This window comes from Colwellia sp. NW0002-52-1 (assembly GCF_057550865.1).
The window spans coordinates 1-14,511 of record NZ_BAAJLU010000002.1; the positions used below are offsets into that span (position 1 = coordinate 1).

Sequence of the window (14,511 nt, forward strand, 5' to 3'; positions counted from 1 at the left end):
TCCGAACCACCAAGCCATAACAAGCACATGGAGCATCAACAATACTTTTTCGAACACTCCTAGTTCAGATACATGACCGAACAAGCTAAAGGTGTAGGAAAGTACTATAAGGCTAAGCCCTAACAAGCTTTGTTTTATGCTATTGCTCAGCGCAACAGATTGGAATTTAAGGTGTAACGTTATCGCGAATATCGCTAGAACTAATCCAAGACCTCTAAGTAAAGTTCCATCACCGACAGATGAGTCCCAAATAATAGCCAACATATCGGGGGATAATGCCCCTTGAATGCCTTCTTCTGCCATCGCGCCAGTACTAGCGAAGAACCAAACACCATTTGCAAGCAAAGCGATGACTATTGAACCTCTTATCCATTTTAAGTTCGCTATTGCCAAGTTATTATGAGACTCACTTTGCTCAAAAACTTGCCTGAAAAATGTATACCCAGAAATGCAGGCAAAACCGACGTAAAATACAATTTTTGACAGTACAATGACTGTATTCCAGATATACATTTCCATCGCTGTTACTCTTTGTGCTTAGTGAACCATAAAGGCAAAGCTATCTTTCATTTTGTGCCCATCTTTTCCTAAGAAAGTCACATCAACAACATAGTTAGCAGGTATTAGTTTCGGTAGTTTCCACGTAAATTCAGCACTGGCTTCTTTAGTAGGCTTGAAGCCAAATTTAACCTTTTTACCTTGCTTATTTTTCAATGTAATTTTGACTACACGAACCTCTTTGCTAAATGCCAACGTTAACTCTTCTGGAGTCTTCATTAACATTGCATTATCAGCAGGCACACTTTTTTCAAGATGAACATGCGCGAACACCGCACTACTAAAAACAATGCTGATTACGGTTAAAAATTTAATTAATATTTTCATATTTACCTCTATTTAAATTATGTATTAACGACTGAATTTGTCTTTGAAAATTTGATTACTGGGTATACCAACATCAGTAATTATTTGTTCCACTTCACTCATCATTGCTTCTGGGCCGCACAAGTAAAATTCTGTAGACAGGAATTTTACTTTCTGGCTCAAATACGGCAGAAGTACTTGCTGTACATAGCCAGAATGCCCTTGCCATTGTTCTGAAGGGTTAGAAAGTGTAGGAATATAAGAAAAGTTTTTATGCTGCTCACTCAATGAGTTCAACTCATCGCGGTACAGCAAATCATCTTCAGTTCTCGCACCATAGATGAGAGTCAAATTACTTTCATCTTGACGTTTTTTCAACTGTTCAAAAATGATAGCTCTGAGTGGAGCAATCCCTGAGCCAGCGCCAATAAATATGCGAGGAACCTTTTTATCTGAAGTAGCGTAAAAGTCAGAAAAAGGACCCTTTGCGATTATCGTTTCACCAACTTCGAGTGACCCTAAATAGCTTGAACCTATACCTGCATTATAACCATCCTTAGCCGTTTGCCAGCGGATGTTGAAGGTTAGCTCATCTGTTTCTTGATCAAAGTTAACCAAGGAGTAATGGCGAGTTGCGCCGTCATGTGAAAACTTTCCATGAGAATAACTTTCCCAGTATTTTTCAAAGTTCTCAGGCATATCGTCTGGGCGTAGGCTATTCATCCCTGCTGGCACTTCAAATTGCATATATGCTCCAGCTTTAAATGCCAATTGTTTGCCTGATTTCACCTTAAACTTCACTTCCTTGATAAAAGGAGTAATGAAGTTAGTCGCAACCACAACTAGCTCATGATTTTCAATATTGAGATCCGTATTAACTTCAATTGAGCTAATTTCAGAGAATCTGTGCTGACATCCTAACCGATAGCCTTCCTTAAGCTGCTCATCTGATAAATGTTCCTGCTCAGAAAGTGTGATAGGTAATTGAGTTGAACTTAAGAACATGCATTTGCCACATGTACCGCCTCCACCACAACTTGACGGAAGGTAAACATGTGAACTAGCTAATCCTTCTAATACTGTTGAGTAACCAGTTGCTGAAATGTCAGTAATGGTATTTTCATTGGAAAAGGTCACAGCCACTTTTTGCTTGTTGCTACTCCAAACAGGCTTCAGAAAACCGTTTTGATATTGCTGTATCAGCCAAGTTACGCCAGTAACTGAAAGTAATAGCGTTGAAAAAGCAAATGCAATGATCAACCAATGGTTAAACCCTCCAGAGTTGCCATAGTCCATAAAGTGAAGCTTCATCATCAGATCTTTTAGCCTGAAATCATCATTGGCATGGCGAAGCACTTGGCCTGTAATACTATCTAAATAAATAGTTGTATTATTCTCATCCTCAACGACAACTTGCCACATAGGATTTTGTTGCCTTACGTGATCAGAAAATGGGGGCTGAGATAACACTGGTGTAGTTAGCTTGCCCTCACCTGAATAGGAGTTTTTTGCCAAAGTTAGTACTTGTTCTTCAGACAGGTTAAATGGCTTTCCTGTTAAAGCATCAAATAGCTTTGAGTGAAGTTCTTGGTAGCTATGCTGGCCCTTATCGAACACAAAATGATAGTAAGGCTGATGTAAAATCCATATAAGTTTTACTTCTTGAGGTGCTTCATTAGTAATGTCTTTAATAGGGATAAATCTAAAGTCTGTAATGTTACCTTCATGATGAGAATGAACTCTAAGCTCATTACCACTGGCTTTACTGTGATCCATCAAATTGAAGTAAAGACCCGTTCCCAACCAAATAAGCAGTTGTAAACCAACAAATAAAGAAAGCCATTTGTGTAACGTAGTATTCAACTTAAATAGTCGCATCAAATGACTCCCTTTTTATTTGGGGAAAGCACTCGATAATAAGTCAATACAGCGCCAGTAATTGCGCCCATTAGACCTAGAGTTGCGACCAAGAACAAAAACCAGTTAGATACATTTTCACCATCATCATAATCCATAATGTGGAAACGCCACATCCAATCAAACAACCTCCAGAAATCATGTCGCTTGGCAACAAGTGCGCCTGTTTGTTGACTGATATAAAATGTCGGAGTGGCGAATTGGTCAAACGTTACTCTCCAAACGGGTAAGTGTCTTGGAGATAACTCAGCAGGCATATCTGTGATTGATTGAATCAGCCTTATGCCGTTGATTTCATGATTCATTGCGTAATGGTATTGCGCGATTTCTTTAGCTTTGACTTCATCAACAGGTGGACGAACAGCCCCAGTTTTAGCGTCAATTGCTACTTTCCCCTGATCTCCATTAATAAAAGAATACAAGGGACGGCCCATGCTTTGAGTAAGCGTGACTTGGCTAGCTTCTGGGTAATCAGCAGCAAGTTCTGCAATGGAGTAATCCACTCTTGCTAAATCTATTTTGACTTCCTCACTCTTAGCTAAGGACTCGCCATGTATATAGTGAATATCCATAGTCACCATATACACGCCAGTTATAGACCAGAACAGAAGTTGTATTCCGACAAATGCCATAAGCCATTTGTGATACTTTCTAACTTTGCTAAGCATTATTATCTAGCTCCAAGTTAGACAGTCCTTTGTTAAAGGCATTTACTTCAGGCTTTTTAACGATTGAATAAATTGCTGGAAGCACAATTAGAGTTAGCAGTACAGCACTTGTCATGCCACCTACCATTGGTGCAGCAATACGACTCATTACCTCTGAGCCAGTTCCTGTACCATATAAAATAGGCATTAAGCCGATAATGATTGTGGCTACCGTCATCATTACTGGACGCACACGCAAACCAGCACCTTGCAATAATGCATCTTGGTAGGCATCATCTGAGATGGCTTCTGCTCGCTCCTCGGCTTTTTCCTTCAGCTCAGCAAGTGCTTGATTGAGATAAACCAGCATTATCACGCCAATCTCAACAGCAACACCAGCCAGCGCAATAAAGCCCACGCCAACAGCCACAGAGAAGTTAAATCCTTCTAGATACATCAACCATAAGCCACCAATCATTGCCATCGGCAAAGTCACGATGATGATAGCCACTTCGCTAAACGCTCTGAAGTTTAAGTAAAGTAGAATAACAATAATGGCGAGTGTTAAAGGCAATACATAGGTGAGCTTTTCTTTCGCTCTTTCCATATATTCGTATTGCCCAGCCCAAGTAATTGAATAACCGGCTGGTAGTTTTAGATTATTAGCCAAGTGTATTTTTGCACTTTCAACATAAGTACCTACGTCAACACCGTCTATATCGATAAACGTCCAGCCATTTAATCGAGCATTTTCACTCTTAATCCCCGGCGGACCATTTTCTACTCGGATATCTGCGACATCACCTAGTGCAATGCGTTGTCCATTTGGTGTTACAACAGGTAATCGTGATAGCTGCTCAGGAGAGTCTCGATAGTCTTGCGGATAGCGTAAGTTAACAGGGTAACGCTCTTGACCTTCTACCGTTTGGGTAACGTTCATACCACCAATAGCTGTAGAAACCACTTGTTGAACATCTTCGATGTTTAACCCAAAGCGACTTGCCTTATCGCGTGAAATATCAACCTTGATATATCGTCCACCTGCAACTCGCTCTGAGTAAACTGATGCTGTGCCTGTAACTTCGGGTAAAATTTGCTCTATTTGTTGGCCGATTTCCTGAATCACATCAAGCTCTGGTCCGGCGACTTTAATACCCACAGGCGTTTTTATGCCTGTAGCTAACATGTCGATTCGGGTCTTGATTGGCATAACCCAAGCATTTGTTAAGCCCGGAAACTTAACCAATTTATCAAACTCAGCTTTTAACGATTCAGTAGTCACACCTTCTCGCCACTGTTCTTGTGGCTTCAACTGAATAAAGGTTTCAATCATGGTTAAAGGTGCAGGATCGGTTGCAGTTTCAGCTCTTCCTACTTTACCAAATACAGTTTCAACTTCTGGCACAGTGCGAATAAGCTTGTCTGTTTGCTGCAATAACTCCCTTGCTTTACCAATTGAAATACCGGGATAGGTAGTAGGCATATACATGAGATCGCCTTCATCCAATGGCGGAATGAATTCACTACCAATTTTATCTACAGGCCAAAAGCCAACGATAGTCACTAATATTGCTGCTACTATTGTCGATTTTGGAAACTTCATCACTTGCTTTAAAACAGGCATGTAGATAGCAATCAATAATCGGTTTAACGGGTTTTTCTTTTCAGAAACAACTTTGCCTCGAATAAAGTAGCCCATCAAAACAGGCACCAATGTGATCGCCAAGCCTGCTGATGCAGCCATTGCATAGGTTTTAGTATAGGCAAGCGGTGAAAACATTCTGCCTTCCTGCGCTTCCAAGATAAAAACGGGTAAGAATGAGACTGTAATGATCAGCAAGCTAAAAAATAAAGCAGGACCTACTTCACTCGCAGCCTTAGCTACTATTTGCCAACGGTTTTCATCTGTTAGCGGTGTTTTTTCCATATGCTTATGCATATTTTCAATCATCACTATTGCGCCATCAGTCATCGCACCGATCGCAATAGCGATACCACCTAAAGACATAATGTTGGCATTGATGCCTTGCATATACATGATGATGAACGACACCAATATACCTAATGGCAGAGTGACAACAGCTACAATTGATGATCGAAGATGAAATAGGAAAGCAACACAGACAATAGCAACGACTGCAAGCTCCTCTAGCAACTTGCTCCAAAGGTTATCAACAGCACGATCTATTAACTTCGATCTGTCATAAACAGGGACAATCTCCACCCCCTCTGGTAGAGAAGATTTAAGCGATTCAAGTTTTTCTTTTACACCGTTTATGGTTTGTTGGGCATTCTCACCAAAACGCATAACGACAACACCACCAACAACTTCGCCTTCACCATTAAGCTCTGCTATACCACGGCGCATTTGAGGCCCTAAATTAACGGTAGCAACATCACCAATACGCAATGGCGTGCCTTGTTCGTTAATACCAAGTGGAATTTTCTCTATGTCTCCAACTGATTGAATATATCCCGTAGCAGTAACCATGTATTCAGCTTCCGCCATTTCCACAACAGATGCGCCAGTTTCTTTATTGCCTCGTTTAAGTGCCATTTGGATATGACTTAACGGCACGTTATAAGCTCTTAACTTATCTGGATCGACTTGTACCTGATATTGCTTAACCATACCGCCAACGGCGGAAACCTCAGACACGCCCGGAACAGTTTGTAGTTCATACTTTAAAAACCAATCTTGAATACTTCTTAATTGGCTTAGGTCATGGTTTCCAGACTTATCTGTTAAAGCATAAATGTATACCCAGCCCACACCTGTTGCATCAGGTCCTAATTGAGGCTTTGCTGAATCAGGCAGGCTTGATGCTACTTGGCTTAAGTATTCAAGTACTCTGCTTCTAGCCCAATACAAATCAGTATCATCATCAAAAATGATATAGACGTAGGAATCACCAAAAAATGAGTAACCACGAACAGTTTGCGCTCCCGGTACTGACAACATCGCTGTAGTAAGGGGAAACGTCACTTGATCTTGCACTACTTGTGGTGCCTGTCCCGGATAGCTCGTCTTAATTATCACCTGCACATCAGAAAGATCTGGGAGTGCATCTACTGGCGTTTTTTGTAATGAGTACAAACCACCAAACGCGACAATTAAGGTAATCAACAAAACAAAGAAGCGATTGCCGATAGACCATCTAATAATTGATTCAATCATTATTTTTCCCCCACTTAATGATTAGAATGATCAACAGCAGCTTTATTTTCCTTGCCGTGTTGTTCATCTGATTCAAGAGAAATGTCAGTGATAACTAAGTCATCTCTAACCTCAAAAGTGAAAGTGACATTATCACCAACATTGAAATCAACTATTTCTATATTGTCCGCGACGATAAAATCCATCGTCGCAGCAGGTCTATCCCATTTCTCTATTGGCCCTCGGCTAATATTCAATGTTCGCATATCAATGTTAATGTCATTAATAAGACCAGATACCGTTGCCAAAGATACTTCTTCACTCATATCAGCAGGCTCACTCATGATATGAATTCCAGTAATTTCATATCCACCATCTTCGGTTTTACTCACTTCAAAGTGCAAAGATTGCCCAGACTTTAATGAGTCAATATCGACTTTTTCAGCCACAGTAAAATCCATAACCATCTCAGGCCAGTCCCAAGCTTCAGCAGGGCCATGCGAAATATTAACCATACGGTGTCCTGCCATAACACTATTAACATCACCTTGCATCCAAACAGAGTTAGGCACTTCATCATGAGTCATTCGTTTAAAGTCAGAGCTTTTACTTGATTCAGAATCAATCAAGAACTGAGCTGATGTCACCACAACGTCATCTTCATTTAAGCCGTCTAATATTTCGATGCTGTCGATATCAACCCGGCCAATCGTCACTTCGATAGACTTAAATTGCCCATCCCCCAAGGCAAGTACAACTCTGTCTTGTTTACCTGTGCGAATGACGGCTTCTTTAGGTACGAGTATCGTGCTATCAGATTGATTAGCGTGAATAGAGACTTGTGCAAACATGTTTGGTTTTAGCTGGTAATCTGTGTTGTCGAATTTCAATCGCACTCTAAGAGTACGAGTTTTACTGTTCAACGTTGGATAGACATAATCAACAACACCAGCCCAGTCCTCACCCGGTAAATAATCCAGAGTCATTGATACTGGCAATCCTTCTTTAATCAAAGCCGCATCACGTTCAAACACTTCTGCTTCAACCCAAACTTGATCTAACTGACCAATGCTTAATAAGGTGTTTCCCGGTTTTACATAAAAACCTTCCCTAATCTTCAAACCATCAACAACACCTGCTTGTGGTGAGTAAAAAGTGATTGTTTGCTGAACCTTTCGTGTCTTTTCTAGCTTTTGAACAAAGTCTGCTGAAAGCTGTAACGCTTTAAGGCGATCTTTGGCTGCTGAAATTAAAGAGCTATTATTGCGTTTTAACGCTATTAACAGCTCTTCTTGCGCATTAACTAACTGAGGAGAATAAAGCGTGTAAAGAGGTTGCTCTTTCTCTACAGGATTACCTGCTGCTTTGACGTAGAGCTTTTCAATCCAACCATCAACACGTGGGTGGATATGAATTAGCTTATCTTCATCATATTGAACGTAACCTACGGTTGAGATTTCAGTATGCATATTTTTAAGCTCAACAGGAGCAGTGCGAACCCCAAGATTATTCACTACATGAGGCGCGATTTTTACGGCTCCGGGGCCAAAGTCATCACCAGATGATTCCTCCTCATACACAGGAATTAAATCCATACCCATAGGCGACTTACCGGGCTTGTCCCGGCGGTAATTAGAATCCATCGGTGCAACCCAATACAGCGGTTTTTTCTCTGCTAATGTTGCTTCATCAGCATTGCTGTTTGAACCTGCACCTTGATATAAGCTCAATGCTCCAGCACCTAGTGCTGCTCCAATGATGATGGCGGCAACTAGTTTCAAATTTGGTGTTTTAGTATTCGTTGACATTATTTTTCTCCAAAGTGCTGATTCATTCTGTGCGAAGTGTGCATTGGCTTATGTTCAGCATTTGAGTTAGATTGAGAATGCGCAAAGAAATAGTTGATGCGAGCTACTGTTTTAAGTGCGTCAACATCAATTCTTAAGGCTGATATTCTGGCGTTTAATTCTGCGATTCTTGCACGAACAACTTCGGCAAAATCACCATCATCATTGGTGTAAGCCGTCAAAGACGCTTCCGCTTGGTCATGAGTTTGTTTAAGGAGTTGTTTTTGATAAATAGATTGTCTATCAGATAAACGTTTAAGCTGTCTAAGCTCCTTTTCCACCGCACTGATCATTTGTTTTGTTAGCAATAATTTCTCGGTTTTTACAGCTTCTGAATCAGCAATAGAAGCTGCAACTTGCTTATCTTGCCTATTCTCAGTGAACAACGGCAAATCAAACGTTACTCCAACAGAAAATAAATCAGCTCGGCTATCACCAGAGGGCATATTGTCACGATAGGCATAACTAGCATTAACACCCCATTGCGGCTCATATTGCTGTTTAGCTAACTCAACTGCTTTTTCTGAAGCTTTGCGTTTTATATCAATTGCAAGTATGGCTGGGTGATTCGAAAGCTCCTGAGCCAATAGATTTCTTGAGTAATTAGATGCTTTTAGGACTGTTGGATTATTCAATTGAATCGAAGGCAATTCTTTTGAGACGCTAAACTCTAATGGTTGCGCGTCAAAGTTGAATGATTCATTCAATCGGTCAGCATCGTAAATATGAAGCCACTCATTAAGGCGAGCGATTGTCGTTTCTAGTTTCTGCTTTTGCGAAGTTAATCTGTCATCTAACTGCACTATTTCCAATTGAGCACGAATAACATCTTGCTGTCTAGTTTTACCAACAACGTTTGAATAGCTAGCTTTAGCCACTTCCGCCATCTGCTCAAAGAGAGACCAATCATCTTCAATCAATTTAATAGTTTTCTGGGCTAAGTAAGCATCTAACCAAAGTTGTGATACTTGGCTTATCAGTTTAGCCTTACGATCCTCTCGTAGCAGTGGAAATTTCGTTGACTCAATTTTTAATTGCTCTTGTTTAATCTTTAAACTATCACCTCTAGGAAACATTTGAGAAACACCAACCTTTAGTTGAGTCATTCCTTCCTGATCTAAGTCCCAAGTATCTGTTGGTAAATTCATTATCCCAAGTGATACTTTGGGGTCAGGCAAAGTACCTGAAGCGATACTTCTATTTTCAACCGCACTTTGTTTTAACCGACTCCCATGAAGCCAAGGATCATTTTGCTGAGCCAAGGTGATAGCTTGTTCAAGCGACACTACTTTCTCAGCTTGAACTGAGAATACAGATAAGCCGAGTATTAGTGCAGTTGAAAGTGACGTAAGGTTTGAAGCGTTCAATTTCATTAGAATTGCTCCTCGTATGTCTTAACTTTTGCATAGACTTCACTCGTTCCATCTTTAAATAGAATTAACACTTTGTATGGCATAAAGCGGTCACCGACTTCCATACCGGGAGAGCCAACTGGCATTGCTGGAACTGAAAGCCCAATCGCATTCGGGTGCTCTTCTGATAAGAACTGCTGAATAAATTTAGCAGGTACGTGACCTTCAAAGGCAAATCCGTTTCTACTCACTGCCGTGTGGCAGGAACGGTAATTAGGCTTGATACCATACTTAGTTTTGATGTTGCTGATGTTTCGGAAATCTTTGGAATGCGCAACGATCCCTTCGTCTTCAATATGAGTTATCCATTTTTTACAACACCCACAAGTAGGGGTTTTATAAACGATTAACTCTAAAGGTGTTACGTCGTGATTGTCTGTATGGTTATGTTCATTAGCGTTTGCAAACGCAGGTGAAAGCAGCATTAAAACTGCTATTTTTAAATACTTATTGATCATTTTTGCCCCCAGACATCGCTGGAAAATATCTATAGCGCTACTACGCTATATTGACTAACAGAAAAATTTATTACATGTGCGCGAAATTTGGGCGCACTAATCCTGTATTAGGCAAAAATCGGTGGACGATAAAGGGAAGTGGAAATTGAATGAGGTTGTTTAGATTGCAGAGCAGCTACAGATTCACTCAATATTTGAATATCTGTCGAATCAATACTGGAATTTAGGACTGTAGTAGATGAACAAGCATTTGCAGGACAAACACATTCAACATCACAACAATCTTCTGTTTGACCATTGCTGCTTTTATTCATTTCACCGTGGTTCATTCCTTCATGATGACTCATCTTGGAATGATCCATGTTCATGTGTGACTCGTGAGAACCTGACGACATTTCGCAAGACATAGCAGAATACGCAAATGCTTGCCCTACAAAGGCAACCAGCATAAACGTTATTACTAAGACTTTTGAAAATGCTTTAGACATAAAATTCTCTTACAAATACACAACTCCAATACTAATGTAAATTTTCGACTAAGTAAATTGATACTGTGTAAACATTTATGAATATTTGATTATCGTCAGTTTTTTCAAAGGGGTACATGTAGCATTCATAATCTCATTTGACGGTTAGTAGTCAAAAGTTATACCAGTGCACATGGTTGATACATCTCTAATTCTGACTCGTTTATCTTGTAAATGCATATACATCCCCGTCAAAGGTATTGATATACAGCGAAGGAGTATGCTCGCTTATTGATAAACAATACGTCCTTAATGACATTAATTTAATGTCTCATAGACTCAAAATGGTCACGTTAGGTGCTCACGATACTAGCGACAAATCTGTATTGTTAGTTGAGAGAGTTTGTCGGGGAACTCAAATCTGTTCGTGTGGGTAAGAAAATAACTATTAATTAGCCTGTATCAATAATCAAGGTGAGTTAAAAAAGAGTCTTTTATACATCACTTTAGCTATCTAATGACTTAATTATCCCACACCCTTCAATGGTATTATCAGAATTACACGTACTAGCCATTTGTTGTAATTCGTTTTTTAAGGCTTTTAATTCTTTCATGCGTTTATTTACCAAAGCTAATTGTTGCGCAATCAGCGCATTTACACTTGAGCAACTTTCCTCTGGTTTATTTTTTAGGTCGATAAGACGTTTAATATCTATAAGAGAGATATCGAGACTGCGACAATGTTTTACGAATTCTAATTGCTTCAAAGCGGTAACGTCATACAACCTGAAGTTACCTTCTGTACGCTCTGGATCAGAAAGTAATCCTTCTTTTTCATAGAATCTAATAGTTTGTATAGAACAACCGGATGTTTTCGATAATTCACCTATTTTCATAATATTTCCTTTTTAAACTTGACTCTATAGTTACTATAGGTTTTACACTTGAATTATACAAGTAAGGCGGAGTTAAAAAATGAGCGGTTGTGGCTGTGAAGTAGAATTAAAAGATGACCAACAAAAAACAGTGCTTTATTGGCTTTTAGCTATAAATGCCACGATGTTTGTATTTGAAATTGGTTTAGGTTGGTTATCTGAATCAACCGCATTAATTGCTGATTCGTTAGATATGCTAGCTGATGCTATCGTCTATGCCATTGCCTTATATGCCGTGGGGAAGTCAATCCAACATAAAGCTAATGCAGCATTAGTTAGTGGTTATTTCCAATTGGGGTTAGGGGTTCTAATTTTTCTCGATATAGCTAGACGAATAGTTGGAGAAAGTGAGCCTCATTCTTGGTTTATGATTGGAGTTGGTTCTGTGGCTTTAATCGCTAATGTCATTTGTTTGATGCTTATACGAAAACACAACAATGATGAAGTGCATATGAGGGCTAGCTGGATATTTTCAGCTAATGATGTGATCGCAAACCTTGGTGTCGTATTCGCTGGCATACTTGTCATGGTGCTAGAACAACGCTGGCCTGATATTGTTATTGCTAGCATCATTTCAATGTTAATTCTTCGAGGCGCTTACATGATATTAACGGATGCCAAACAAGAATTAGTATCGGCTCAATATACATCTGAAGTATCAGATAAAAAATAAACAATCAACCTGCTGCAATTCAAGGTAAGGAAGCTCTTATGAATCAAGAATATCTTAAAAAAACTGAGATAGTCAATTTTGAACACCCCACTATCCAATCATTAATAACAGAGCGAAAATGGCATGAGCTTGATGACTACAACAAGATTGGCACTGCTTATCAGTTTGTAAAAGACGAAATACTATTTGGCTATAACGAAAGCGACGATATTTCCGCAAGTGAAGTTTTATCTGACGGATACGGGCAATGCAACACTAAGGGCAACCTTTTAATGGCCTTATTACGTGGATTAGGAATTCAGTGCCGATTTCACGGGTTTACAATAGATCAGCAATTACAAAAAGGAGCTATTCCTACCTATGTCTTTTGGTTAGCGCCCAAATACATTATTCACAGTTGGGTTGAAGTTTACTTTGAAGGACGTTGGATCAATTTAGAGGGCTTTATTTTAGATAATCAATATCTCACTTCAATACAGCAAAAGTTTAATCAAATAAAAGACAATTTCTGTGGTTATGGTGTTGCAACAAAATGTTTTTCATCACCAGATACAGATTGGCGCGGAACCGACACATATATTCAAAAAGAAGGGATTCACGACGACTTTGGACTTTATAATTCCCCTGATGAGTTTTACCTTGAAAAAGGCACTAATTTGTCTGGAGTCAAACGCTGGATGTATCAAAAAGTGATCCGCCACCTAATAAATTTCAATGTCACTAATCTAAGAAAAAATAAAGCGCTGGAGGTACAAAATGCATAGTCATAGTCATAGTCATAGTCATAGTCATCAACATGGAACAGACGACAGAATTGGTTGGGCATTTTTTCTGAATGTTACCTTTACGATCATCGAATTTATTGGTGGTTGGCTCACCAACAGTACCGCTATTATGGCTGATGCGGTGCATGACTTAGGAGATAGTTTATCGATTGGCTTTGCATGGATATTAAGTCGTTTTTCAAACAAAGCAGCGCCAGATAAATACAGCTATGGTTACCGCCGACTTACACTGTTCGGGGCATTGGTAAATGGCGTTGTGTTAGTAATTGGCTCAATTTGGGTGTTGTTTGAAGCAATTCCAAGGTTATCTAACCCTGAAATGCCTGTGGTTGAAGGAATGTTAGGGCTTGCGATACTCGGTGTTGCCGTCAATGGATATGCCGTATTCAAATTAAAAGCTGGTGAAACTTTAAATGAAAAAGTACTAACTTGGCATTTACTAGAAGATGTTTTCGGTTGGGTCGCTGTTCTAATTGTTTCAATTGTATTGTTATTTGTAGAACTGCCAATACTAGACCCACTGCTATCAATTGGTTTTACATTATTTATCTTATTTAATGTTTTCAGAAATCTAAAATCTACACTTGTTTTGTTTCTTCAAGCCGCACCAGATGAAGAAACTCAACAAAATATCAAACAAACTTTAATTCAATTACCTGAAGTTAATGGGGTTCATCACATGCACTTTTGGTCGTTAGACGGAGAAAGTCATGTACTAACAGCTCATTTGGAGTTATCTAAAAACTCAAGTGTGAATGAACTCGTGGCATTAAAACAAACTATCGCAATTGAACTTTCAGAATATCATTTGTCTCATACAACCATTGAGTTTGAGTTTCCCAAAGAAACTTGCAGAGATGAGCATGAAAAAGAAACATAGAGCTAGTCTCAACTGTCGCTTCTTGTTATAGTTTTATCTCACAATTTTATGGGTGTCTATTTTGAATTTCACTGTTGCTTTAAGGATAATATTAGTTCTTTCGATTGTTCTACAATCGATAAGCTCTATTGCGTCTGCAACTTCTGAGAATCATCAAATCGATGTAGAGCACCTGCAAACTCAACATGACCATAAAGTTGATCGCGATATTTTAAATGAAAACGCTGATGATGAACCTCATGATATCAAGGATTGTCATCATTGTGGTCATTGTAGCGGCAGCCACTTATCTTGGATATTAATTAGCAATTCAAATAGTGCAACAAAGTTATATAACAACAACCTAATACCTTATCAATTCGATCAAACAAAAGAATTTTTAGACGCTATATTACGCCCTCCTATTTCTTAAATTTCTAAATTTATATCCGTCCATTTATCGATTAAAAATCGGTAAATGAGAGATGAT

Annotated in this window: 13 protein-coding genes and 1 pseudogene; 4 read left to right on the forward strand and 10 right to left on the reverse strand. The window is 39.3% G+C overall.

From position 1 onward, the window contains the following. From AC27H3_RS02695 to cadR, 10 genes and pseudogenes are all read right to left on the reverse strand, one after another. Positions 1-519: pseudogene (locus AC27H3_RS02695) on the reverse strand (copper resistance D family protein); the annotation flags it as partial. Positions 520-537: 18 nt separating this feature from the next. Beyond that, positions 538-885, reverse strand: coding sequence for a copper resistance CopC family protein (locus AC27H3_RS02700; protein WP_487103539.1), 348 nt, complete (start codon positions 883-885; stop codon positions 538-540). Between the two features lie 24 nt (positions 886-909). Continuing rightward, positions 910-2,742, reverse strand: a complete 1,833-nt coding sequence (locus AC27H3_RS02705; protein WP_487103541.1) for a 2Fe-2S iron-sulfur cluster-binding protein — start codon at positions 2,740-2,742, stop codon at positions 910-912. After that, on the reverse strand, positions 2,742-3,449 hold the full coding sequence (locus AC27H3_RS02710) for a hypothetical protein (protein WP_064435662.1): 708 nt from the start codon (positions 3,447-3,449) through the stop codon (positions 2,742-2,744). The genes AC27H3_RS02705 and AC27H3_RS02710 overlap by 1 nt, the downstream gene beginning before the upstream one ends. Further along, the gene (locus AC27H3_RS02715) at positions 3,442-6,606 is read right to left on the reverse strand and encodes an efflux RND transporter permease subunit (protein WP_487103543.1); all 3,165 of its coding nucleotides are present in this window, start codon (positions 6,604-6,606) and stop codon (positions 3,442-3,444) included. Before AC27H3_RS02715 ends, AC27H3_RS02710 begins: the two co-directional genes overlap by 8 nt. Positions 6,607-6,620: 14 nt before the next feature. Continuing rightward, complete coding sequence (locus AC27H3_RS02720) at positions 6,621-8,393, reverse strand: efflux RND transporter periplasmic adaptor subunit (RefSeq protein WP_487103545.1); 1,773 nt, start codon at positions 8,391-8,393, stop codon at positions 6,621-6,623. Continuing rightward, the gene (locus tag AC27H3_RS02725) at positions 8,393-9,805 is read right to left on the reverse strand and encodes a TolC family protein (RefSeq protein ID WP_487103546.1); all 1,413 of its coding nucleotides are present in this window, start codon (positions 9,803-9,805) and stop codon (positions 8,393-8,395) included. Before AC27H3_RS02725 ends, AC27H3_RS02720 begins: the two co-directional genes overlap by 1 nt. Then, complete coding sequence (locus tag AC27H3_RS02730; RefSeq protein ID WP_487103548.1) at positions 9,805-10,302, reverse strand: DUF411 domain-containing protein; 498 nt, start codon at positions 10,300-10,302, stop codon at positions 9,805-9,807. Before AC27H3_RS02730 ends, AC27H3_RS02725 begins: the two co-directional genes overlap by 1 nt. 107 nt (positions 10,303-10,409) lie before the next feature. Continuing rightward, the gene (locus AC27H3_RS02735; RefSeq protein ID WP_064435658.1) at positions 10,410-10,790 is read right to left on the reverse strand and encodes a hypothetical protein; all 381 of its coding nucleotides are present in this window, start codon (positions 10,788-10,790) and stop codon (positions 10,410-10,412) included. Between the two features lie 485 nt (positions 10,791-11,275). Beyond that, positions 11,276-11,665, reverse strand: a complete 390-nt coding sequence (cadR, locus tag AC27H3_RS02740; protein WP_064435657.1) for a Cd(II)/Pb(II)-responsive transcriptional regulator — start codon at positions 11,663-11,665, stop codon at positions 11,276-11,278. 79 nt (positions 11,666-11,744) lie between these two features. Between cadR and AC27H3_RS02745 the strand changes: the two genes are divergently transcribed. The 4 genes from AC27H3_RS02745 to AC27H3_RS02760 are packed head-to-tail and all read left to right on the forward strand — an operon-like array spanning position 11,745 to position 14,454. After that, complete coding sequence (locus AC27H3_RS02745) at positions 11,745-12,377, forward strand: cation efflux transmembrane domain-containing protein (RefSeq protein ID WP_064435656.1); 633 nt, start codon at positions 11,745-11,747, stop codon at positions 12,375-12,377. 38 nt (positions 12,378-12,415) lie between these two features. Further along, complete coding sequence (locus AC27H3_RS02750; RefSeq protein ID WP_064435655.1) at positions 12,416-13,141, forward strand: transglutaminase-like domain-containing protein; 726 nt, start codon at positions 12,416-12,418, stop codon at positions 13,139-13,141. After that, entirely contained in the window at positions 13,134-14,042 is a 909-nt protein-coding gene (locus AC27H3_RS02755) for a cation diffusion facilitator family transporter (protein ID WP_064435654.1), read from the forward strand. Before AC27H3_RS02750 ends, AC27H3_RS02755 begins: the two co-directional genes overlap by 8 nt. A 52-nt stretch (positions 14,043-14,094) precedes the next feature. Further along, positions 14,095-14,454, forward strand: a complete 360-nt coding sequence (locus tag AC27H3_RS02760; RefSeq protein WP_244731664.1) for a hypothetical protein — start codon at positions 14,095-14,097, stop codon at positions 14,452-14,454. Positions 14,455-14,511 lie beyond the last annotated feature (57 nt).